The organism is Ornithinimicrobium cavernae (genome assembly GCF_003121625.1).
Classification (GTDB): Bacteria; Actinomycetota; Actinomycetes; order Actinomycetales; family Dermatophilaceae; genus Ornithinicoccus; species Ornithinicoccus cavernae.
The window spans coordinates 1-1019 of the sequence record NZ_QDDJ01000038.1; the positions used below are offsets into that span (position 1 = coordinate 1).

At 42.4% G+C, this 1019-nt stretch carries 3 protein-coding genes; all 3 read left to right on the top strand.

Going from position 1 to position 1019, the window contains the following annotated elements:
• Positions 1-73: 73 nt before the first annotated feature.
• The 3 genes from rpsF to rpsR all read left to right on the top strand — a co-directional run bounded on the left by rpsF (position 74) and on the right by rpsR (position 997).
• Positions 74-448, top strand: a complete 375-nt coding sequence (rpsF, locus tag DA085_RS20620) for a 30S ribosomal protein S6 (RefSeq protein ID WP_005598107.1) — start codon at positions 74-76, stop codon at positions 446-448.
• Positions 449-531: 83 nt separating this feature from the next.
• The gene (gene priB, locus DA085_RS22070; RefSeq protein WP_202619355.1) at positions 532-795 is read left to right on the top strand and encodes a primosomal replication protein N; all 264 of its coding nucleotides are present in this window, start codon (positions 532-534) and stop codon (positions 793-795) included.
• Complete coding sequence (gene rpsR, locus DA085_RS20630; protein WP_005598105.1) at positions 770-997, top strand: 30S ribosomal protein S18; 228 nt, start codon at positions 770-772, stop codon at positions 995-997. The genes priB and rpsR overlap by 26 nt, the downstream gene beginning before the upstream one ends.
• Positions 998-1019: the final 22 nt, after the last annotated feature.

Sequence of the window (1019 nt, forward strand, 5' to 3'; positions counted from 1 at the left end):
GTTTTTTTAATCCTTGCTTCCACAAGTTGGTGACTGGCTAAAGTTGGAGGCTGCTAACCCGTAAGGATAGTCAATGCGTCACTACGAAATCGTTTTTATGGTTCACCCGGACCAAAGCGAACAAGTACCGGCAATGATTGAGCGTTACACAGCGTCTGTTAAAGAAGCTGGCGGTCAAGTTCATCGCTTAGAAGATTGGGGTCGTCGTCAATTAGCATACCCAATCAACAAACTTCACAAAGCACACTACGTGTTAATGAATGTAGAAGCACCTCAAAGTGTAATCGACGAGTTAGAAACTAACTTCCGTTATAACGATGCAGTTCTTCGTAACTTAATCGTTCACACTAAAGCGGCAGTAACTGAAGCGTCACCAATGGTGAAAGCGAAAGAAAGCAAAGTTGCTGAAGCGGTAGCTGAAGTTGAATCAGAGGAAGCTGGCGAGTAATTCGCCGATTGATAATTGCTTAATTCTGAGCGGCTCGGTCGCTTCAACGGTTAAGCAAAGCCAAAACCCGTTAGGGGTTCCGAATTACCGTTTGGCTTGAACATCGTTCAATTCAAACCGAAGTAAATTTAGAGCGTCAAGCGTGGTGTAAAATCCAAGTGATTTTAAATGGCAATCAATTTAGTTTAATAACCCAACAAATAAAGCTCGGCGATAAAATTAGAGTTTACGGATTTATCCACACTCACAAAGACTATAACGGTTTAAGCCAATTAGTCGTTCATGCCGAACATATTGAATTTATAGATCAGGAGAAGCCAAATGGCACGTTATTTCCGTCGTCGTAAGTTCTGCCGTTTCACAGCGGAAAATGTTGTTGAGATCGATTACAAAGATATCGCTACATTAAAGAACTACATTTCTGAAAGCGGCAAGATTGTTCCTAGCCGTATCACTGGTACTCGTGCGAAGTATCAACGTCAATTAGCTCGCGCAATCAAACGCGCTCGTTACTTAGCGTTACTTCCATACACTGACAACCATCAGTAATAGAGAGGTCGAGTACAATGCG